Genomic DNA, 17720 nt, shown 5'->3' on the forward strand with positions numbered 1-17720 from the left:
ATGACATCATGGCTCGTTTTCGAATCGATCTGCGCGCAGGCGCCTTTCGTAGTGTTCTTGGTTTCACGCTCGGCCATTGGCGGCGTCAGCCCTGGCGGCTTTCGCTCATCATGGGCACATTCCTGCTGTCGACCCTGGCCGACGTGCTGACGCCGCTCTATTCCGGCCGGCTGGTCGATGCCGTTGCCAGCAGTGCAGGCGCGGACGAGGTGGCATGGAACGCGGCGATGGCGGCGTTTTCGATGCTGGTGGCCCTGGCGCTTGCCGGCGTCGTGCTGCGCAACCTGGCGTTCATGGCCATCGTCGAACTGACGCTGAAGATGATGGCGGATATCGCCGCCGACGCCTTCCACCGCGTCCAGCGCTTTTCCACCGACTGGCACGCCAACAGTTTTGCCGGGTCGACCGTGCGCAAAATAACGCGCGGCATGTGGGCGCTCGACCTGCTCAACGACACGATCCTGATCGCGCTGTTGCCGTCGATCGTCATGCTCGCCGGCTCGACGCTGCTGCTTGGCTGGTTCTGGCCGATGATGGGTGCGGTCGTTGCGGCAGGCTCGGTGGTGTTCATCACAGTGACGGCGATGCTGTCGCTCGGCTATGTCGCGCCGGCGGCACGGCTGGCGAATACCTGGGATACACGCCTCGGTGGCTCGCTTGCCGATGCGGTGAGCTGTAACGCTGTGGTCAAGGGGTTCGGCGCGGAGGTGCGCGAGGAAACGCGCCTTGCCAGGGTCGTCGCCAAATGGCGCGCCCGCACGGGCCGCACCTGGGTGCGCGGCACCGTCAACGGCACCACGCAAGGGGCGTTGCTGCTGGTGCTCAGGGCCGCGGTCATCGGCCTGGCGCTGTTGCTGTGGTCGTGGGGGCAAGCCAGTGCCGGCGATGTCGCCTTCGTGCTGACCGCGTTCTTCGTGCTGCAGGGCTATCTCAGGGATATCGGCACGCATATCCGCAATTTGCAGCGCTCCATCAACGACATGGAGGAACTCGTCGATTTCCAGTCCGAACCGCTAGGCATCGAGGATCAGCCCGGCGCCAGGCCGATCCGGATCGCCGACGGCCGCATCAGCTTCGACAATGTCACCTTTCACTATGGCAGCCACCGATTGCCGCTTTACCGCGACTTTTCGGTGGACATCGCGCCAGGTGAACGCGTTGGGCTGGTCGGTCACTCGGGCTCCGGCAAGACGACCTTCGTCAAGCTGATCCAGCGCCTCTATGACGTGAATGCCGGCAAGATCCTGATCGACGGCCAGGATATTGCCGCGGTGGCGCAAGCGTCGCTGCGCGGGCAGATCGCGATTGTCCAGCAGGAGCCGATCCTGTTCCACCGGTCATTGGCCGAAAACATCGCCTATGCCCGCCCGGGCGCTAGCCAGGCCGAGATCGAGCACGCGGCGAAGCTGGCCAGCGCGCACGACTTCATCGTTGGCCTGCCGAAGGGCTATGGCACGCTGGTCGGTGAGCGTGGTGTGAAACTGTCGGGCGGTGAGCGTCAGCGCGTGGCCATCGCGCGCGCTTTCCTCGCCGATGCGCGCATCCTGATCCTCGACGAGGCGACATCGAGCCTCGATTCGGAATCGGAGGTGCTGATCCAGCAGGCGATGGAGCGGTTGATGGTCGGCCGCACGACGCTGGTCATTGCGCACCGGCTGTCGACGGTGAGGGCGCTCGACAGGCTTTTGGTCTTCGATCGCGGCCGCATCGTCGAAGAGGGCTCACATGACGCGTTGATCCGGCTGCAAGGCGGCATCTACCGTCGGCTGTTCGAACGCCAGGCGCTGGAACTGACCAAAGGCCTGGTGATCTGACCAGGAAGCATCCAGGCTGGAGACGGCCCGGGTGCCCGTTCTCGCCGGCGGTCAGCCGTAGTGCAGCCTCGGCTTCGGCTCGGTGCCGGTGAACTGAACGCCGATTCGATCATTGCGGCGCCAGCGAACCTCGGATCGATAGCCAATTCCGTCGACGGGAATGTAGAGCAGGAAGCGATCGGGCACCCGGGCGTCGACCGCGACTTTCAGTTCGGCGCCGCCTTCATGCTGGTTGCGCACGGTGCAGCTGATTTCGGAATTCTGGATCCCGGTGATGATCGTCCCGCCCTTGAGCACGCGCTGGCGGTGTTCGCGCCGGTGTTCGTCGGACTTCGCTTCGGTTGGGTTTGTGGGGTCTGCCATAAATAAAAAATCGGATTGGCCGATCGATTGCTCGACGTAGCAGCACCCCCGTGCCGACGGACAGTATGCCACAGATCAGTGGCAGTCGCTGGAAATTTCAGTTTTGAATCAGGCGAACCTGTGCGGATCGGCGCAGAAATAGGCGATGATCTGGCAAAGGTCCGGTTCGTTGACCATGCGCACTGCCTCAGTGGAATTCACCCATTTGCGGGTGCGCGCGCGCTTTTCCTTCCAGCGGTCGGCGACCTTGTCGACTTGCAGCGGAAACACCAGCACTTCGCAAGGCACTTCCTCGCCGGAGGCCAACACCTTGGCGTAGAAGTAGCGGCCGGCTTCGAGATGGGAGACGGTGCCGCGCAATCCGGCTTCCTCGCCGGCCTCGCGCGCCGCCGCCTCGCAAAGCGGCTCCTTGGCCTCGGGCCAGCCCTTGGGTATGACCCAGCGGCCGGTGTCACGGCTGGTGATCAGCATGATCTCGACGCCGTTCCCGGTATCGCGCCAGGGCAAGGCGGCAACCTGCAGGCGGCACGGCGCCGTGCCGAAGAGTCGCCGGACCCTTTCGGCCAGATGGTTGTGCGTCGTTGGCCTCGTCAACATCGGAGAAGCTAGCCCCAGCCTCCAGAATCGTTTGCCGTCTCACGAATCTTACGGCTAATCATAGGCAATAAAAGTAAAAAACTTCACACCGGCGCGCAAAACGCCCCCAGAAACGGTCGATTTCGCGAAATACGATGCCCGCGAACCTCTTTCCAAAGCAAAAGAGTATTCGCACGGCCGTTTCGACTGGAAAAAAGGATCGACGCGAATCAGCCGGCGTGGTCGTCGGCGATCGGCTTCTGGTAGGTAAAACCCATGTCCCAGGGAAAGTAGATCCAGGTGTCCTGGCTGACTTCGGTGACGAAAGTATCGACCAATGGCCGGCCTTTCGGCTTGGCGTAAACGGTGGCGAAATGCGCCTTGGGCATCATGGCGCGCACGATGCCTGCCGTCTTGCCGGTGTCGGTGAGGTCGTCGATGATCAGCACGCCGACGCCGTCGTCGGTGAGCAGCGCGGGCGTGATCTCCTTCAGCACCTGCAACTGCCCCTGGCTGGTGTAGTCGTGATAGGAAGCGACGCAGACCGTCTCGATGACGCGGATGCCGAGCTCGCGCGAGATGATGGCGGCCGGAACCAGACCGCCGCGGGTAATGCAGACGATCGCCTTCCACTGGCCCTTGTTGGCGCCGGCAAGCCGCCAGGCCAGCGCACGGGCGTCGCGGTGGAACTGGTCCCAGGAGACCGGAAAAGCTTTTTCGGGAAGGGACATTCGTGCACTCCGCGCGCAACATCATGGAATGCGCGCGGAATTAACTGGAAAGTCAGGGCATTGGCAAGGGCAACGCAGCTCTAGGCTGTGGACGTGAACGCGTCGCGCTCACGCCCTGATGCATCAGCGCGACAGGAAGGCCGCGACCGGCACGGTGCGCAACACGGTGCGCGTCACCCCGCCGAACAGCAGCTGGCGCAGCCAGGAGTGGCTGTAGGCGCCGAGCACCAGCAGGTCGGCGCCGGTCTCCATGATCCTGGTCTGGATGACGTCATCGACGGAGATGCCGCCCGACTTCAGCACCGAGACGCTGACCGTGGCGCCATGCCTCGACAGGGCGGCGGCGATCTCGGCGCCGGCGGCCTCGGAACTCTCATCCAGCGTATCCGGCGGATCGATGACCAGTATTTCGGTCTTCTCGGCCTCGATGATGAAGGGCAAGGCGTCGAAGGCGGCGCGTGCGGCCTCCTTGCTACCGTTCCAGGCCAGAAGCACGTGCTTGAAGCTGGTGGCGAGCGGACCCGAATGCGGCACCACCAGCACCGGCCGGCCGGCATCATACACCAGTGTGTCGACATCGGCGCTCGGGTCGCCGCCAGACTCGCGCTGCGCGGCGATGATCAGGTCGGCAGTGCGGACGCTGGAGATGCCGGTCAGCGCGCTGTCGCCGGAAAAACTCTCCAGGCTGCGCCACTCGAAGGACAGGCCGGAATTCTCGATATGCCTTAGGAAAACCGCCTGCAATTTGTCGGCGCGCTCCCGGCTCATGTCGGCGGAAACCTGCAGGAACTCGGTATCGGGAAAGCCGGTGGCCGAGGTGTAGGGGACAGGAAGCGCTTCGGCATGGATGCCGATGAGATGGCTCTGGAAGCGCTCGGCAAGCGGGATGGCGCAGTCGAGCACGCGCTCGGCATCCTGTTCGTTCTGCAATATGGCGACGATGGTCTTGAAGCGCATGGCAAATCCCTCATTTTGCGGCGATCGAAATCGTCGACGGGAAACGCTACACCGCCATGCTTTGTTCCGGCCTGATCCAGATCAACTTGCCGTGCTGGCGAAGCCCGCGACCATGGCTTCGACATCGGCGCGCGCTGCGTCCAGAGCCTCCTGGCTGCGGGCGCGGACGACCAGCTCCGTCCAGAATTTGCCGTCGCCATATTTCGGATAGGAGCCGATGATGGTGTCCGGGTGCGCCTTCTGGATGTCGCCCAGGGGACCACCGATCAGGCCTTCGCCGAACGGGCAATGCACGGTCGCCGACAGCATTTTGGTGCCCGCCTTCAGCGTCGGCACGACATTGTCGAGCATGGCCTGGAAAATCGACGGCACGCCGGCCATGACATGGACGTTGCCGATGCGGAAGCCGGGCGCGATGGACACCGGATTGTCGATATGGTCGGCGCCGCGCGGCATGCGCGCCATGCGCTTGCGCGCCTCGGTGTATTCGAGGCCGCGCGTGGCGTAGCTCGCTTCCAGCATGGCATAGGCCTTGGCATCGTATTCGCACGGCACGCCAAAGGCCTTGGAGATCGAATCCGCGGTGATGTCGTCATGGGTGGGGCCGATGCCGCCGGTGGTGAAGACATAGGTGTAGCGAGCGCGCACCGCATTGACCGCGGAGACGATCTCGTCTTCCTCATCGGGAACGATGCGCACTTCCTTCAGGTCGATGCCGATCGCCGTCATGATGTCTGCGAGATGGCCGATGTTCTTGTCCTTGGTGCGGCCGGATAGAATCTCGTCGCCGATGACGAGCATGGCGGCGGTGACGATTTCAGGCATGGGAAGCTCCGGCAAACGGGTCACCTTGGCAGGCAAGGTCGCCTGAGGAAGACAAGGTCGCCTGAGATAGCGCGGCGAACGGCCGGCGGCAATGCCGGGGGAAGACGGACCGGCTTTCACGCCCTTGCGGTCAAACCGGCGGTGGGTGATGGTGCGCGCCCGTCCAGATCCCGGGTGAAGAATGCTTCTATCGATTCTGCTGTGGCTGCTCGGCGGCCTGCTGCTGCTGGCAGTCGCGATGGGCGTCTTTCTGGTGCTGGCGACGTTGTGGATCGCCGCCAAGGCCGAAAGGCTGGTGCCGGCGCGCGGAAAATTCGTCGAGGTCGACGGCAACCGCATCCACTATGTCGAGGAAGGCGAGGGGCGGCCGATCGTCTTCCTGCACGGCATGGGCGCGCAGCTCCACCACTTCCGCCATACGCTATTCGGCCGGTTCGGCCGGGGATACCGGCTGATTGCACTCGACCGCCCGGGCTCCGGTCATTCGGTGCGGGCCAGGGGCGCCACCGGGCGCTTGCCCGAACAGGCCGAAATCGTGCGCCAATTCATGGAAACGCTCGGGCTGGAAAAGCCGCTCGTCGTCGGCCATTCGCTGGGTGGCGCCATCGCGCTGACGCTGGCGGTGGAGCATCCGCAAGCGATTTCCGGCATCGCCTTGCTGGCGCCGCTGACGCATCTGGAACCACGTGTGCGGGAGAAATTCGGCTCGCTCTACATCCAGTCGCCGCTGCTGCGCTGGGTCATGGCCCACACCGTTGCGATGCCGGCAGGCCTGAGATACGCACGGCGCACGCTGAAATTCGTCTTCGCGCCGCAGACGACGCCGGCCGACTATATGGTGGAAGGCGGCGGCTGGTGCGGATTGCGGCCGGACCATTTCTACGCGACTTCCACCGACGTCGTCGCGATCGAGCGCGACCTCGGCGGCCTCGAGCAGCGTTATGGCGAAATCGCCATGCCGGCCGGCATTCTGTTCGGTACGCGCGATCGTGTGTTGGGCATCCATGTGCATGGCGCGCCGATGACGGAAAAGATCAGGGGGCTCGATTTCGAGCCCGTCGAGGGGCTTGGCCACATGCCGCAATTCATCGAGCCGGAACGGGTCACCGCTTTCATCAAGCGCATCGCTGAGCGGGCGTTCGCCGGCCTTGTATCACCGCGCCCTCACGACAATTTCACTGAACCTTTGGGGTGATTGCCGGGTTTACCCGTGTCGCAGCATCGCGACGCAGACACGGAGTAACTTCAATGATCACCAGACTTCTTGCAGCATCGGTTTTGACGATTGGTCTCGCCACCTCGGCGATGGCGCAATCGTCCGCCGTAAATACCGCCCACACCCGGCATCGTCCGGTTGAACAGACGATGACCGTCGATCCGAACACCACCGGCAGCATTGATGCCTCCGGTCTGAACACCATGGGCTCCGGCGCGATGGGACCTTGCGCCTCGAACACGCCAGGACCGGACGCCAACGCCGATTCCAGCGTCAACGATAACTACTGCGGCAAGTAATCGGCTGCAGACCTCGACTGACCGGCAGGATGCCTCCAAAGGGCATCCACGGCCGGCAGAGACAAACAAAATCAAAAACTAGTCGGAAACTTCGGTTTGTGGCCGGTCGCGGCCGTCAGCCAGTTCATCGTGCCATTTGCCGTCGGCGTCCTCATACTGGATGCCGTCAGTCGAGCCCGCAACTTGCTGTTCGGCCGAAGCGATCTCGGCGGCGCGCAGCGCGTCCTGATGATTGGGGAACGTCTCCGAGAATGTCGAACCGACCTTGTAGGCCCAGCCCCCGTCGTGCTCGACGATCTTGTAAGTCAGCTTCGCCATGAAGTCCTCCTGGTGAAAAAGCCCCGTTCGCTCAATGCAGCTTGCTATCGAGCAGCCGGTCGTCGGGAACGAGCACTTCCGATTCCTTGGCCGCTTCGATCAAGGCGCGGCGTGCATCCGCCGTCGAACGGTAACCTTCCAGCACTTTGAGGCAAGTGTCGAGGGCATCACGATGCCGAGGGCCGCGATTTAGCGGCCAAACGGTCATCAGGCACTCCGCCGCCTCCTGGGTGCTGCGGATATGGCGATATTTGCCGACATGACCGAGTTCGACCACGACCGGCGTTTCAAAAGGTTTGTTGTCCATCATGGCCGCAACGCAAAGCAGCCAATTTGGTTGCAAAAGTGGCCGTCAGCCTGCGCCCAAACGTCTCAGAGCCTGTTTGGAAACTCTCCTCCGGCAGCCATCTGGTGGCGCTTCAGTAGCCGCAATCGTTGCGCAGCCAGCGCGCGTTCGCCCAGCCGGTGCCGCCGCCGATTTCGACCTTGTACCAGTTTCCGCGGCGATCGAAGATCTCGGTATGATCGCCGTTGAACAATTGGCCGATCATGCGCGACGACGAGTTCGGCCGCGCCCGCACGGCAAGAAAACCGCTTCCCGTCGCCAGATTGTAGTGGCGGGAGAGGCCGTGCACCGTGCCTTCGCAATATTGCGCGCCGGCCGGCGTTGATGCGCCAATCCAAAGTCCGGCCACGGCTGTCAGCGCTGCAACCGGCAAGAATGCCTTGAATGACATGATTTCCTCCCAAGCCTCGGCCGCGCCCGCCGCAGCCTCACCCAGCGTAACAGTTTGCGGACAAAATTGAAGCGGGGGCAAACTGTCCAGAGAGGCGCCGCGCCGGCATCAGGAGAGCGGGCCGGTCAGCCCGCCGCCTTCATCCAATGCTGCATTGTCGTCACCGAGCGGGCCAGTTGCGGGGCTGGGTGAATTTTCTCGTCGAAGGTGGCGGCGGCGCGCCATCCCCAGCGCGGATCGGCGAGGAAGGCGCGGGCGAGCGCCACCATGTCGGCGCGGCCATCGGCGACGATCGCCTCCGCCTGCTTCGGATCGTCGATCAGTCCGACGGCGCGTGTCGGAATGCCGGCTCCCTTGCGCACCGCTTCCGCCAGATGCACCTGGTAACCGGGACCGGTCGGCAGCTTCTGCAGGGGCGAATTGCCGCCGCTCGAACAGCAGATATAGGCGACACCAAGAGCCTTCAGCGCCTTGGCCACTTCGATCGCATCCTCAACATCGAAACCGCCATCAACCCAGTCTTTCACCGACAGGCGTGCGCCGAGCATCAGGTCGGGGACGGCCTTGCGCACCGCCTTGGCGATCTCGACGACAAACCGCATGCGGTTCTCCAGCGAGCCGCCCCAGCGGTCGGTGCGCTGGTTGGAGAGCGGCGACAGGAACTGGAAGACCAGATAGCCGTGCGCGGCGTGTAGTTCGAGGAAGTCGAAGCCGGCGCGTTCGGCCCGCCTGGCGGCTTCGGCAAAGCGCTCGATGAGCTGCAGGATCTCTTCCTCCTCCAGCGCGTGCGGCACGTTCCAGCCGGTGTCGTAGGCAATGGCCGAGGCCGAGACGGTCTGCCAGGGATCCTCGTTCGGCTGCAATGGCCCGCCGCCCTCCCAGGGCTTTCGGTTGGAAGCCTTGCGCCCAGCATGGGCAAGCTGGATGCCGAATTTAGTGGCCGGAGAACCGACGCGCCTGGCCGCATCCAGCGTGCGCCGGGCTGCCGCCTCGTTGTCGTCGGAATAAAGACCGAGGCAGCCGTGCGTGATGCGGCCGCGCCGTTCGACGTCGGTCATCTCGACGGTGACCATGCCGGCCCCGGACATTGCCAGGTTCATCCAGTGATAGAGATGCCAGTCGCTGGCCGAGCCGTCGTCGGCGGAATACTGGCACATCGGCGCCACCGCGATGCGGTTTGAAAAGGTCAGGCCATCAAGCGTGATCGGCTGGAAAAGCGATGTGGTCATCCGAAAACTCCGGGAAGGATGTTGTTATCTAGGCAATGGCGACTGCCGGCGCCAGACACGAGGCGGTGAAACGCTTTTCTGGACCAATCGCTGGCCGGATTGCGGAAACCGCGGTTCGCGGCTACGCCTTGCCGCCGACGCCAAGGAGTTCATCATGGAAGATCGCATTCGCATCCGTTCGGAGGAAGTCCTTTCCGATGACTGGGCGGTCCTGAAAAAGACCGTCCTCGACTATCGCCGGCGTGACGGGCAGTGGGAGACGCAAATCCGCCAGACCTACGATCGCGGCGACGGCGCGGTGATCCTGCCTTACGATCCGGCGCGGTCGACGGTGCTTTTGGTGCGGCAGTTCCGCTATCCCGCCTATGTCACCGGCCATCGCGAGCCGTTGATCGAAGCCTGTGCCGGCCTGCTCGACGAAAACGATCCGGAGACCGCCATCCGCAAGGAGGCCGAGGAAGAACTCGGCTACCATCTGAAGAGCATCGAACGGCTGTTTGCGCCCTATATGAGCCCCGGCAGCGTCACCGAACGGCTGTGGTTCTTCGTCGCCCGCTACACGCCCGCCGACCGCATCTCGGCCGGTGGCGGCGCGGCGGACGAGGGCGAGGACATCGAGGTGCTGGAAATGTCGCTCGACGAGGCGCTGGCCGGCATTTCAGACGGCCGCATCATCGACGCCAAGACGATCATCTTGATCCAGCATTTGAAGCTGAACCCGATTTCCGTTTGATCCGCTTCCCTGTTCCTGCGCCGGAGGGCACACTGACTGCCGCAAAGACTTGCGAGACAGGACGCCAATGCCACTGCTCCCCGCTTGAGAGCATGCGGCGAGCCGCCGCAGCATCAACGTAAGAAGGGAACGAACCGCTCCGCCATGTGTTAGCAACTCATGATGAACAGATTGGACCCCCACGGTCGCGGGATGGCGGCCGATATTTTGGCGCTGGAACTTGCCAGAGCAAGACAGCGCATTAGCCGAGCCAAACTCGCCCTCGAAAGCGCGGAAGAAATGCTGGACGAGGATTGTGGCGTAGCCGTCAAGCTTGCGCTCTGCAGCACGATCAGGTCCGCGCAACGGCGTGTGCTGGAGGCCAGGAAGCGCCTTACGAAGATCGATCCCGCCGGCATGAATTGACCCGGATTGTAGCCGGCGATGCTCCCGACCTTCAACGTGAAGACCAGCGAAACAGCGACATGTGTTGCGCTGCCAGGCTTGCGATGCTGAGGCACCGAGTGGTCCACCACATCGAGCGCACTGACGCCTCGGCGCAGAAGGTCGAACAGGCGCTGGCCAGGTTCGCTGAGGCAAACGCGCTCGGTGACCGTCTCGCGCCATGGCGTAGGCACTGACAAAACTCGCCTGGGCCGGTTAGGTCGAGAACCCCACGTCAAAGTTAGATGCGGCCGGTTCGACCGCTCGACGAGCGCTGGCCGGCATTTCAGACGGCCGCATCATCGACGCCAAGACGATCATTTTGATCCAGCATTTGAAGTTGAACCCGTTAAAGCCTTAGGACCGAGAAGCCCGGTGAGGGGTTTCACTCGGTGTGCTGCGGACAGGGCGGCACGTCCACTTCGCGGATGAAGGTGCGCAATTCCTCCATGTCCCCGGACAGAGGCCGATCGTCGGAATAATGTGCGATGTTGTCCCGGACCATGCGGTAGATAATGTCGGTGCCGGGCGCACGTGCACCGCGCTCAGCCAGGAAATCATGGGCCTGCGCGGCGGCCATGAGTTCGATTGCCAAAATGTATTCGGCGTTGTCGATAACCGCGAGCAGCTTGTTGGCCGCCACGGTCGGATGCGCCAGAAAGTCCTCCTGCAGGCCGGAAGTAACACCGCCGTCGGTCGCCGCCGGGGCGGCCAGGCGCCGATTGACGTTGCTCAGCGACGTGGCGGTGTATTGGGCAATCATGAAGCCGGAATTGGCTCCGTCCTCATCGGCAAGGAAGGGCGGCAGATTGTTGACAAGCGGATTGACGAGACGGTCGATCCGCCGCTCGCTCATTCCAGCCACCTGCGCCAAGGCAATCGTCAGGCCATCGGCGGCCTGTCCGAGCGCGGGCGCCACCGCATGCGCTTCTGAAACAACCTGCGGATCGTTCAACGATCCGAATACAGCGGGATTGTCGGTGACCGCAGCCAATTCACGGTCGACCAACTCGGCGGACCGATCCAGCACCTCGCGGGCGGCGCCGTGAACATGCGGCACGGCACGAAGACTGAGCGCGTCTTGCGTGCGACTGCCGTGGGCCAGCGCGATAAACTCGCTGCCGTGAAGCCAGCCACGCAGCGATCTGCCGACATCCTGAATGCCGGGTGAGGGCCTCATCGCCAGGATGGCTTCGCCAAACGCCGGCATTTGCGCGCCGGCGGCTTCAAGCGTTAAAGCGGCCGCGGCGTCAGCCCAACCCAGCAAGCGTTCGGCGCGCTGCACGGCAATGCTGGTCAGGCCGGTCGCGCACGCTGTGCCGTTGACGAGGCTCAAGCCTTCCTTCGCGCCAAGCTCCAACGGTTCCAGCCCCATTTCAGCCAGCGCCTCGAGCCCGCTCATGGAGCGGCCCGCCACGGTTGCACTGCCTTCGCCGATCAAGACCAGGGCTACATGCGCATTGTGCGTCAAATAGCCGGCTGATCCACGAGACGGCACATCGGGAACGCAGTCGCGCTCGATAAAGGTAAGCAAATTGCGGACGATCTGAGGGCTTACGCCCGAATGGCCATGCGCGAAATTTGCCACTTGAGCGGCAATGATGGCGCGCACGCCACGTCTCGGCACCAGGTCACCGACGCCGCACGCGTGACTGCGAATGATGTTGCGCGACAGTTTCTTTTGCAGGGCAGGCGCCACGACCTTGCTTGCCAATGCGCCGACCCCGGTATTGACGCCATAGGCGCGGATGCCTTTTTCGACGATGGAAGCCACGATCTGGTTTGCAAAAGCGATCCTCTCCCAAGCTGCCTGACCAAGCGCCAGAGATTCGCCTTCGCTCACTCGCGCGATGTCGCGCCAGCTCGCGTTTTTGTCGATCGTTATTGTCATTGGTCGTTCCGAAAATGGGGCACGCGCTGGTGCTGTTTGCTTGCGTGAAGGGCAGATGAGAACCTTGCTTTTGGCGCCGCACCGTACAACGTCGCGTCGATGCATGATGGCGACGGAATTGCTGACCGATATGACTGTAGCGACGTCGCGGGTGCTAAAACCGGGTCAAGGAAGGCAAAATTGTCGAGTGGGATGTGCCGCATCATCGGCGCCAAGACGGTCATTCTGATCCAGCATTTGAAGCCGGACCCCGGCCTGGTCGGCTGATCGGCAGCGGTCGCCGCCAGAGCAGGCTTGCAATCCTGTCTGGCTCTATTACCAGTGGCGGCCACGCGGACGTGGCGGAATTGGTAGACGCAAGGGACTTAAAATCCCTCAGCTACGGCTATCCGGGTTCGATTCCCGGCGTCCGCACCATCTGCGGAGATTGCAACGGTGCATTTCATTTCACTCGGGAATTCTCGGGCAGCCTATGTATTTACGTGCCATCGGTTCCTCCTTGGAACTCCCGCCGTTTTCGGCGGCGAAACGGCATACTCCTGCATGCTTATGCAAACAATCTACGTCCATTGACGCAAACATGAGCCGCCACAGTGAGGCAGCGGGCTAGGCCATTTAGCATCTTCACCTACTTCCATTGCAGGCGGCGGTTACCCTAATCTCCAGATTGATCGCAGAACGCTTGTTTCTGTAGCCTGCTGTAAATGTTCGCGCTCGTAGCTCAACCAGGACAGAGCCACCAATAGAAGTCTCGGGCAGATGCAGGTTCGATCCCTGCCGAGTGCACCAATGTCCGAACGTCCTGTGCTCTCCGCAATCCTCAGCGGTGTCGTGCTCTCAAGAGCATAGAATCGCTTGGGACTGGTGATCTTCATTTCCATCTACATCGCTGGAATCGCTGCCCTGATGCTCGCCAGCTTGATCTGGCGCTACAGTCAGCGTGACATGGTCGGTATGTGCGGTGCCGATGACCGGCATGGTGCCTACGTCCTGTTTCGGATCGCAGATCCGGCTACACCAAGAGTTGTAATATGCTCCTAGGCCTATTGGAGATGCTGACTGGCCGTCAGTCCAGGCGCATGTAGGTTCAGCCGGCGTGCTAACCGCCGGCGAGGTCCGGCGGCCGGAGGCGGTCCCTCCCCAAAGGCTGCCGGACCCCATCCTGATACAAGCTCATCGTCTAGGCCGTCGGTCCAGCGTTACCGCTGCGCCGGCCTAAGTCAGCCCTTTTTTGCGACCGCCTCGGTGCAACGGTCGGTTAGGAACGGCAGGCTGTTTGGTAACGTCCGGAGTGGTCTCCTCCGCCGCCTGCTTGGTGTCTCGCTGCCCATAGACACGCCAGAGCACGAGCGCGAAGTACCCGATCTGCAGCAAAACCGCTGCGATGATGCCCCACGCAACAGCTTTCCAGATTGATCCTGTGGCTGCATAGGCCCAAGCCCCGACGAAAGCCAACGTCGTCAGCATTCCCACGAGAAACTGCGGAAAATACATTGCCCCAATCCGCTTCCCGTCCCCCAACGGGTCTCAAGCGAAAGCTTTCATTATTTTAGCGATTGCGCAAGTATCAAAACTGTCCAGCCATTAGCGGGGGAAAACGTCCGAACAGGGTTTTGTTGCAGGGTTGCTAATATTAGGTTCGGCTTTAGCCGGCTTGCCCCCAACGAGAGCCCCAAGCCGGTCAGGCCCGACGGTCAGTCGAACACACCCCAACAGACTGTCGGGCCGCTGCCTGTAGCAGCCGGCCGAAGCCAGCGGGAGGGCTGGAGTACGCCAGAGTGCGGTCTGGCAGATTGAAAACGTTCAGATCCGACTTTGCTTCATGAGTTGCTAAAGTACGGAACGTCACATGGACATTGCCGGAACCGAACGGGGCCGAACTAGCCCTTTGCATTACGCTCTAAAACCTGGCCTACCACTTAGGTAGGAGCCTCGCGAAGCGCGCGTTTCCCCCTGCTGGTCTCCAGCCGCCGGGGCCCCTCGCGCGTCCTGGCGCCCGCCTGTGGCTGGCAGCGTATGGGTTAGTCTGCGGCTATCCGGCTCACTCTCGCGTCACGGTGCATTAGCAGGAGCTTGTATTTCGCCTGAAGCAGGATCATCATGCAAGCCGCTTTGTCGGGAACTCTGAGGAAGGTTTTCCGATGCGTCCGGTGCTTATAGTGATCGCCCTGGCAGTTGCCTTTTTCCTATGGGACAGGCTTGCGAACGAAGGCCGGTACACGGATGCAGCGGAACATTCTTTCCGAAACGCTGCCGCTGATCTGCCGAGCGGGTACGGCAGCACCGGCATCAAATTCAACCGCGATCTCTTCAAGCACTAGGTCAGCACGATCTTCGGATCGACGTGGAATGTTGACGATGCTTTTCCCTGATCGCACGGGTTCGGTCCCCGTCGTCCGCTCCAGTAATCACAGGGCGTTTTCGCGTTTTAAAACAAAAGCCTGTGGCGATGGGCTGAACCCAGCGGCGCTCAGAATTTGTAGCTTAGGTTGATGCCGACCGTGTTCAGCTTCACGTCCTGATCGCGATCGTTGAAGGGGGCCGCCACGTCAAAATGCTCGGAGCCGAAATCATAGTAGCGATACTGCGCGCCGACGATGAATTTGTCGGTCAGCGCGTAGTCGACGCCGGCACCCACGGTCCAGCCGACATTCGTGCGTGTGCTGGCGAAGGCCGGGCCCGAGACTTGCGATGTTTCGATGCCGGCAAAGGCGACGCCGCCAATGCCGTAGATCAGCAGGCGGTTCATGGCGAGGCCGGCTTTGGCGTTGACCGACCCGAACCACTTGATGTCGGTACCAAATGTGCCGCCCAGGCCCGATACCGCCGTGCCGTCGATCGTGGAATAGTTGAGGTCGGCCTCAGCGCCGACCACCGCCTGGTCGAACTGCCACAAGCCGGCGACATGGCCGCCGATGAAGCCGCCGTCGATGTCGGGCGTGATGGAAAACGGTGCGCCTTCCGTCACTGATATGTCGGATTGGCCCCAGCCATAGCCAGCCTGCAGGCCGGCATAGTAGCCGGTCCAGTCGAAGCCGGGCGCGGTCATCGGCAGGTCTGTCATTGGATCGGCGGCGAAAGCCGGCACGGCCAAAGCGGTTAAAAAACCGGCACTTGCGAGCGTCAGGCGATGCATCAGGCTTCCCGAACGTCGGTTCCAGAATGACACTTCTGGTTGAAGGTAACTCGATTTGCCGCAAAACGGAATCATATTTCGACCGGGGCCGATATCTTGGGTTGCCATGGTTTACGACCTGCCGCGGCGATGGCGGCATTGCCGCGGCAGCGTCGCCGTGCAAGATCGGCGGCTTGCAAGGTAAAACCGGATGCTCGCCCTGTTTCGTCTGATCGCCGGCCTCGCCATCGTGCTGCTCGCCTGCGGGCTGGCCATGGCCAAGCCGTTGACGCTTGCCATTGCCAAGGCGGATGTCGTGCACGATCCGGCGCCGGGACAAGTGGCGCTCAACCTCAAGCTGACGCCGGGCAGCAAGCAGGCATTCGCGGCCTTCACCAAGGCGAATGTCGGCAAGACCATCGATCTCAGCATCGATGGCGCCGTGGTGATGTCGCCGCGGCTGGTCGAGCCGATCCTCGGCGGTGAGATCAGGGTCAGCGGTACATTCGCCAAGGGCGAACTCAGGCGCCTGGCCGAACGGATCTCGTCCGGAAGCGCGAAGGTCGCGGTCGATGTGAAGGCTGAATAGCCTCGGGACCAATCCACCGATCTAGCGTTCCGCGCTGGTCAAAACGCCGCCGGCTTGGCACAGTCAAGCAAACAGGAGTCTTTCATGGCCAAGAAGCCGTCCGCGACGAAACCCAAACCGTGGGCCGAGATGGCGACGCAGCTGGTCGATGTCGCGATGGGGCGCAAGCCTGCCGATCTGGTCATCCGCAACGGGCGCTGGGTCAATGTTCATTCGGGCGAGATCATCGCCGGCACCGACATTGCTATTGCCGGCGGCCGCTTTGCCTATTGCGGGCCGAATGCCAGCCACGCCATCGGCCAGGGCACCAAGGTAGTCGATGCCGGCGGCCGCTATCTGGTGCCCGGCCTTTGCGACGCGCACATGCATGTCGAGAGCGGCATGGTGACGGTCACCGAGTTCTGCCGCGCGGTGATCCCGCACGGCACCACCTCGATGTTCATCGATCCGCACGAGATCGCCAATGTGCTCGGCCTGCCCGGCGTGCGGCTGATGCATGACGAGGCCGTGGCCATGCCCATCAACGTGCATGTGCAGATGCCGTCCTGCGTGCCCTCGGCGCCGGGGCTGGAGCATGCCGGCGCCGAGCTGACGGTTGCCGATGTCACGGAGGCCATGACCTGGGAAAACATCATCGGCCTCGGCGAGGTGATGAATTTCCCCGGCGTCGTCGCCAACGATCCAGTCATGTCCGGCGAGATCGCGGCGACAGTCAAGGCCGGCAAGACGGTCGGCGGCCACTATGCCTCGCGCGATCTCGGCCTGCCGTTCCACGGTTATGTCGCTGGCGGGCCAGAGGACGACCACGAGGGCACGCGCGCCGAGGACGCCATTGCCCGCGTGCGCCAGGGCATGAAGGCGATGCTGCGGCTGGGCTCGGCCTGGTACGATGTGGCGTCGCAGATCAAGGCGGTGACGGAAGGCGGCATCGATCCGCGCAACTTCATCCTGTGCACCGACGACAGCCATTCCGGCACGCTGGTCCATGAGGGCCATATGGACCGGGTGGTCCGGCACGCCATTCAACAAGGCTTGAAGCCGGTGACGGCGATCCAGATGGCGACGCTCAACACCGCCCAGCACTTCAAGCTGGAACGCGAGATCGGTTCGATCGCGCCGGGTCGGCTCGCCGATATCCTGATCGTGTCCGACCTGGCCGAGATGACCATCGACGAGGTCTATGCGCGCGGCGTCAGGCTGGCCAAGGGCGGCAAGCTCGACATCGACATTCCGGCCTACGACTATCCGAAAACGGCGAAGAACACCGTCAAGCTCGGCAAGAAGCTGAAAGCCGGCGATTTCGACATTGCGGCGCCCAAGGGCGCCAATGAGGTGCGGGTGCGGGTCATCGGCGTGATCGAGAACCAGGCGCCGACGCGGGCGCTCGAGGCCGATCTTGCGGTGGAAGACGGGCTGGTGGCCATGGATCGGCGCAACGACGTCTGCCAGATCGCGCTGGTCGAGCGCCACAGAGGCACGGGCGGCGTCACCAACGCCTTCGTTTCCGGCTTCGGCTATATGGGCGACTGCGCCATGGCGTCGAGCGTCGCGCATGACAGCCACCACATCATCGTCGTCGGCACCAACAAGCAGGACATGGCGCTGGCCGTGAACCGGCTGGGCGAGGTCGGCGGCGGCGTGGTGCTGTTCTCCAAGGGCAAGGAGCTGGCGCTGGTCGAAATGCCGATCGCCGGGCTGATGTCGGACGAGCGGGCGGAAATCGTCGCCGCCAAGGCCGAGCAACTGACCGAGGCGATGCGCAAGATGGGCTGTTCGCTCAACAACGCCTACATGCAGCACTCGCTGCTGGCGCTGGTCGTTATCCCGGAACTGAGGATTTCCGATGTCGGCCTGATCGACGTCACGACCTTCCAGAAGGTTGATCTGTTCGTCTGAGGTCCGGG

Annotated in this window: 21 protein-coding genes, 2 tRNA genes and 1 pseudogene; 11 read left to right on the forward strand and 13 right to left on the reverse strand. The window is 62.7% G+C overall.

The features are described 5' to 3' along the window. The first annotated feature begins 8 nt into the window (after positions 1-8). Positions 9-1814, forward strand: coding sequence for an ABC transporter ATP-binding protein (locus AC1DXU_RS23215; RefSeq protein ID WP_477372740.1), 1806 nt, complete (start codon positions 9-11; stop codon positions 1812-1814). Positions 1815-1865: 51 nt separating this feature from the next. Here AC1DXU_RS23215 and AC1DXU_RS23220 read toward each other — a convergent pair whose 3' ends face one another. From AC1DXU_RS23220 to AC1DXU_RS23240, 5 genes are all read right to left on the reverse strand, one after another. Then, positions 1866-2177 (reverse strand): immunoglobulin domain-containing family protein, encoded by a 312-nt coding sequence (locus AC1DXU_RS23220; protein ID WP_477314296.1) that lies wholly within the window; start codon positions 2175-2177, stop codon positions 1866-1868. A 108-nt stretch (positions 2178-2285) separates the two neighbouring features. Beyond that, positions 2286-2774, reverse strand: a complete 489-nt coding sequence (locus AC1DXU_RS23225) for an NUDIX hydrolase (protein ID WP_477314298.1) — start codon at positions 2772-2774, stop codon at positions 2286-2288. Between the two features lie 209 nt (positions 2775-2983). Then, a complete protein-coding gene (gene gpt, locus AC1DXU_RS23230) occupies positions 2984-3484 on the reverse strand; it encodes a xanthine phosphoribosyltransferase (protein ID WP_112567259.1) in 501 nt (166 codons plus the stop codon). 123 nt (positions 3485-3607) lie between these two features. After that, complete coding sequence (locus AC1DXU_RS23235; RefSeq protein ID WP_477372742.1) at positions 3608-4441, reverse strand: universal stress protein; 834 nt, start codon at positions 4439-4441, stop codon at positions 3608-3610. Between the two features lie 81 nt (positions 4442-4522). After that, positions 4523-5266 carry a competence/damage-inducible protein A gene (locus AC1DXU_RS23240; protein WP_477372744.1) on the reverse strand — a complete coding sequence of 248 codons (744 nt, stop codon included), beginning with the start codon at positions 5264-5266 and terminating at the stop codon, positions 4523-4525. A 181-nt stretch (positions 5267-5447) separates the two neighbouring features. Between AC1DXU_RS23240 and AC1DXU_RS23245 the strand changes: the two genes are divergently transcribed. Beyond that, on the forward strand, positions 5448-6461 hold the full coding sequence (locus AC1DXU_RS23245) for an alpha/beta fold hydrolase (RefSeq protein ID WP_477372746.1): 1014 nt from the start codon (positions 5448-5450) through the stop codon (positions 6459-6461). A 53-nt stretch (positions 6462-6514) separates the two neighbouring features. Continuing rightward, positions 6515-6781, forward strand: a complete 267-nt coding sequence (locus AC1DXU_RS23250; protein WP_477372748.1) for a hypothetical protein — start codon at positions 6515-6517, stop codon at positions 6779-6781. Positions 6782-6859: 78 nt separating this feature from the next. Here AC1DXU_RS23250 and AC1DXU_RS23255 read toward each other — a convergent pair whose 3' ends face one another. The 4 genes from AC1DXU_RS23255 to AC1DXU_RS23270 all read right to left on the reverse strand — a co-directional run bounded on the left by AC1DXU_RS23255 (position 6860) and on the right by AC1DXU_RS23270 (position 9065). Then, positions 6860-7099 carry a DUF2188 domain-containing protein gene (locus tag AC1DXU_RS23255; protein WP_477247246.1) on the reverse strand — a complete coding sequence of 80 codons (240 nt, stop codon included), beginning with the start codon at positions 7097-7099 and terminating at the stop codon, positions 6860-6862. Between the two features lie 31 nt (positions 7100-7130). Then, a complete protein-coding gene (locus AC1DXU_RS23260) occupies positions 7131-7409 on the reverse strand; it encodes a DUF982 domain-containing protein (protein WP_477247244.1) in 279 nt (92 codons plus the stop codon). Between the two features lie 109 nt (positions 7410-7518). Further along, positions 7519-7836 carry an SH3 domain-containing protein gene (locus AC1DXU_RS23265; RefSeq protein WP_477372750.1) on the reverse strand — a complete coding sequence of 106 codons (318 nt, stop codon included), beginning with the start codon at positions 7834-7836 and terminating at the stop codon, positions 7519-7521. Positions 7837-7961: 125 nt separating this feature from the next. Continuing rightward, on the reverse strand, positions 7962-9065 hold the full coding sequence (locus AC1DXU_RS23270) for an NADH:flavin oxidoreductase/NADH oxidase (RefSeq protein WP_477372752.1): 1104 nt from the start codon (positions 9063-9065) through the stop codon (positions 7962-7964). A gap of 154 nt (positions 9066-9219) precedes the next feature. Here AC1DXU_RS23270 and AC1DXU_RS23275 point away from each other — a divergent pair, with 154 nt between their 5' ends. From AC1DXU_RS23275 to AC1DXU_RS23285, 3 genes and pseudogenes are all read left to right on the forward strand, one after another. Further along, entirely contained in the window at positions 9220-9798 is a 579-nt protein-coding gene (locus AC1DXU_RS23275) for an NUDIX domain-containing protein (protein WP_477372754.1), read from the forward strand. Positions 9799-9960: 162 nt separating this feature from the next. Next, positions 9961-10203 (forward strand): hypothetical protein, encoded by a 243-nt coding sequence (locus AC1DXU_RS23280; RefSeq protein ID WP_477372756.1) that lies wholly within the window; start codon positions 9961-9963, stop codon positions 10201-10203. 289 nt (positions 10204-10492) lie between these two features. After that, positions 10493-10582: pseudogene (locus tag AC1DXU_RS23285) on the forward strand (GDP-mannose pyrophosphatase); the annotation flags it as partial. Between the two features lie 24 nt (positions 10583-10606). Here the strand turns inward: AC1DXU_RS23285 and AC1DXU_RS23290 are convergent. Beyond that, complete coding sequence (locus tag AC1DXU_RS23290) at positions 10607-12112, reverse strand: HAL/PAL/TAL family ammonia-lyase (RefSeq protein ID WP_477372757.1); 1506 nt, start codon at positions 12110-12112, stop codon at positions 10607-10609. 332 nt (positions 12113-12444) lie between these two features. Between AC1DXU_RS23290 and AC1DXU_RS23295 the strand changes: the two genes are divergently transcribed. Together AC1DXU_RS23295 and AC1DXU_RS23300 are read left to right on the forward strand one after the other, a co-directional pair. Beyond that, positions 12445-12529 (forward strand) — tRNA-Leu (locus AC1DXU_RS23295). Between the two features lie 293 nt (positions 12530-12822). After that, positions 12823-12901, forward strand: a tRNA-Ser gene (locus AC1DXU_RS23300). A 48-nt stretch (positions 12902-12949) separates the two neighbouring features. Here AC1DXU_RS23300 and AC1DXU_RS23305 read toward each other — a convergent pair. Both AC1DXU_RS23305 and AC1DXU_RS23310 read right to left on the reverse strand, forming a co-directional pair. Next, the gene (locus tag AC1DXU_RS23305; RefSeq protein ID WP_477372759.1) at positions 12950-13090 is read right to left on the reverse strand and encodes a hypothetical protein; all 141 of its coding nucleotides are present in this window, start codon (positions 13088-13090) and stop codon (positions 12950-12952) included. 237 nt (positions 13091-13327) lie between these two features. Then, positions 13328-13606 (reverse strand): hypothetical protein, encoded by a 279-nt coding sequence (locus AC1DXU_RS23310; protein ID WP_477372761.1) that lies wholly within the window; start codon positions 13604-13606, stop codon positions 13328-13330. Positions 13607-14253: 647 nt separating this feature from the next. Between AC1DXU_RS23310 and AC1DXU_RS23315 the strand changes: the two genes are divergently transcribed. Then, positions 14254-14433 (forward strand): hypothetical protein, encoded by a 180-nt coding sequence (locus AC1DXU_RS23315; RefSeq protein ID WP_477314322.1) that lies wholly within the window; start codon positions 14254-14256, stop codon positions 14431-14433. Positions 14434-14582: 149 nt separating this feature from the next. Here AC1DXU_RS23315 and AC1DXU_RS23320 read toward each other — a convergent pair whose 3' ends face one another. Beyond that, complete coding sequence (locus tag AC1DXU_RS23320; RefSeq protein ID WP_477314324.1) at positions 14583-15248, reverse strand: outer membrane protein; 666 nt, start codon at positions 15246-15248, stop codon at positions 14583-14585. A gap of 190 nt (positions 15249-15438) precedes the next feature. On the opposite strand from AC1DXU_RS23320, the gene AC1DXU_RS23325 reads away from it, so the two are divergent. Continuing rightward, on the forward strand, positions 15439-15816 hold the full coding sequence (locus AC1DXU_RS23325; protein ID WP_477372763.1) for a SecDF P1 head subdomain-containing protein: 378 nt from the start codon (positions 15439-15441) through the stop codon (positions 15814-15816). A gap of 84 nt (positions 15817-15900) precedes the next feature. Beyond that, positions 15901-17712 (forward strand): adenine deaminase, encoded by a 1812-nt coding sequence (gene ade / locus AC1DXU_RS23330; protein ID WP_477372765.1) that lies wholly within the window; start codon positions 15901-15903, stop codon positions 17710-17712. The last annotated feature ends 8 nt before the right edge of the window (positions 17713-17720 follow it).

This window comes from Mesorhizobium sp. P3_A10, from assembly GCF_056403175.1.

Bases quoted from the DNA above. Each gene is read 5' to 3' on its own strand.
- AC1DXU_RS23215 (WP_477372740.1), top strand. From the start codon at position 9: ATGGCTCGTTTTCGAATCGATCTGCGCGCAGGCGCCTTTCGTAGTGTT.
- AC1DXU_RS23220 (WP_477314296.1), bottom strand. From the start codon at position 2,177: ATGGCAGACCCCACAAACCCAACCGAAGCGAAGTCCGACGAACACCGG.
- AC1DXU_RS23225 (WP_477314298.1), bottom strand. From the start codon at position 2,774: ATGTTGACGAGGCCAACGACGCACAACCATCTGGCCGAAAGGGTCCGG.
- gpt (WP_112567259.1), bottom strand. From the start codon at position 3,484: ATGTCCCTTCCCGAAAAAGCTTTTCCGGTCTCCTGGGACCAGTTCCAC.
- AC1DXU_RS23235 (WP_477372742.1), bottom strand. From the start codon at position 4,441: ATGCGCTTCAAGACCATCGTCGCCATATTGCAGAACGAACAGGATGCC.
- AC1DXU_RS23240 (WP_477372744.1), bottom strand. From the start codon at position 5,266: ATGCCTGAAATCGTCACCGCCGCCATGCTCGTCATCGGCGACGAGATT.
- AC1DXU_RS23245 (WP_477372746.1), top strand. From the start codon at position 5,448: ATGCTTCTATCGATTCTGCTGTGGCTGCTCGGCGGCCTGCTGCTGCTG.
- AC1DXU_RS23250 (WP_477372748.1), top strand. From the start codon at position 6,515: ATGATCACCAGACTTCTTGCAGCATCGGTTTTGACGATTGGTCTCGCC.
- AC1DXU_RS23255 (WP_477247246.1), bottom strand. From the start codon at position 7,099: ATGGCGAAGCTGACTTACAAGATCGTCGAGCACGACGGGGGCTGGGCC.
- AC1DXU_RS23260 (WP_477247244.1), bottom strand. From the start codon at position 7,409: ATGATGGACAACAAACCTTTTGAAACGCCGGTCGTGGTCGAACTCGGT.
- AC1DXU_RS23265 (WP_477372750.1), bottom strand. From the start codon at position 7,836: ATGTCATTCAAGGCATTCTTGCCGGTTGCAGCGCTGACAGCCGTGGCC.
- AC1DXU_RS23270 (WP_477372752.1), bottom strand. From the start codon at position 9,065: ATGACCACATCGCTTTTCCAGCCGATCACGCTTGATGGCCTGACCTTT.
- AC1DXU_RS23275 (WP_477372754.1), top strand. From the start codon at position 9,220: ATGGAAGATCGCATTCGCATCCGTTCGGAGGAAGTCCTTTCCGATGAC.
- AC1DXU_RS23280 (WP_477372756.1), top strand. From the start codon at position 9,961: ATGAACAGATTGGACCCCCACGGTCGCGGGATGGCGGCCGATATTTTG.
- AC1DXU_RS23290 (WP_477372757.1), bottom strand. From the start codon at position 12,112: ATGACAATAACGATCGACAAAAACGCGAGCTGGCGCGACATCGCGCGA.
- AC1DXU_RS23305 (WP_477372759.1), bottom strand. From the start codon at position 13,090: ATGCCGGTCATCGGCACCGCACATACCGACCATGTCACGCTGACTGTA.
- AC1DXU_RS23310 (WP_477372761.1), bottom strand. From the start codon at position 13,606: ATGTATTTTCCGCAGTTTCTCGTGGGAATGCTGACGACGTTGGCTTTC.
- AC1DXU_RS23315 (WP_477314322.1), top strand. From the start codon at position 14,254: ATGCGTCCGGTGCTTATAGTGATCGCCCTGGCAGTTGCCTTTTTCCTA.
- AC1DXU_RS23320 (WP_477314324.1), bottom strand. From the start codon at position 15,248: ATGCATCGCCTGACGCTCGCAAGTGCCGGTTTTTTAACCGCTTTGGCC.
- AC1DXU_RS23325 (WP_477372763.1), top strand. From the start codon at position 15,439: ATGCTCGCCCTGTTTCGTCTGATCGCCGGCCTCGCCATCGTGCTGCTC.
- ade (WP_477372765.1), top strand. From the start codon at position 15,901: ATGGCCAAGAAGCCGTCCGCGACGAAACCCAAACCGTGGGCCGAGATG.